The 1,314-nt window shown below is 57.5% G+C and carries 1 pseudogene; it reads left to right on the plus strand.

Features of this window, described 5'->3' with window-relative positions:
- Positions 1-1,314, plus strand: a pseudogene (locus B4N58_RS09805) (hypothetical protein); the annotation flags it as partial.

A 1,314-nucleotide genomic window follows, 5' to 3' on the forward strand; every position in this document is an offset into this window, starting at 1 on the left:
AGCGATTCTGACTCCGACAGCGATGTAGAAGGTGATACTTCAGGGTTGATCGGCGGCGTTGAATCACTGAACGACGGCTTGGAGCAAACACCACTTGCACCAATCACCGCAGTAACTGGTGCAGTGGCTGACGGCCTGGCTACAGTGTCTGATGGCATCGCGAGTGTTTCAGACCAAGACCCAACCGGTGTTGCAAACTTGCTCGCTGAAACGGTTGGTCAGCCTCAAGAGGGCTACACCAATGACCAAGAAGGCCTTGCCGGCACAGTGAGCAACCTGTCACAAGGTTTGGCGGAAGGCGCTGAGCCAACACCACTGGACCCAGTGGTTGATCCCTTGGCGCAAACCTTGGGCTACAGCGAGAACGAACCTGCTGCGCAAGAAGATATGATTTCAGCAGCAGCCGCCAACCCACGTGCAAGAAACAAAGGGGAGGTGGACGGTGTTGCTCAAGGCCTGACGAAAGTTGGTAACGTCCTTGCAACGGACGAGAGCCCATTGAGTCCATTGACTGCCGGCATCTTGGCTCCAGTCGTAGGCACCAAGGAAGACAGCACCGGCTTACCCGGCGTACCCGGCACCTTGCAAGAAGTGGCGGAAGGCCTGACTGACCTGACCAATCCAGACAGTGCCTTGGCACCTTTGGCACCACTCACCAATGGTCTGGCCTTTGTAATTGCAGGCGGTGAAGACCCAACTGGCGGACAACTGCCAGAGCAACTCACTGGTGGCTTGGCTGGTGGCGTGGCAGTGCTTGGCGAGCAAATCGTGTCCAACGCCGAAGCAGCTGGCCCTGGCGCACCGCTCATTGAAACAGTTGGCAACCTGCTGGGTGGCGAACGTGCTGAGGAGGATGGCGGCGAACCTGGTGAAGGTGAAGAGCCAGGAGAAGGCGGCACAACTGGGACACCACTGGACGTGATACTTGATCCAATTGCTGACGCATTGGGCGGCGGTGCTCCATCACTGCCAGGCCTGCCTGGCGGCGGTGAAGGTGGCGCGCCTGAAACTCCACTGTCACCCTTGACAGACGCGTTGATGGAAAATGCAGACCCAGCGGTTTTCGCTGAGAGCTTGGCAGGTGTAATCGAAGACATCGGCACCAACACACCTCTTGAAGCTGTAACCGAACCTCTGGTTGACGCACTGCGTTCCGGTGGCTTGCCAGACATGGGCGGCGGTGACGATGGCGAAGAGCCTGGAGAACCCAACCCAACAGCTGGCCCAATCGAAAGCGCAGCCCAGCAGTTTGTGGATGTTGCTCCAATCGAAATGATCCCTGTGATTGGCCAACCAATTGAAGACGGTATCATC

The organism is Limnobacter sp. UBA3528 (assembly GCF_002377005.1).
GTDB lineage: Bacteria > Pseudomonadota > Gammaproteobacteria > Burkholderiales > Burkholderiaceae_B > Limnobacter.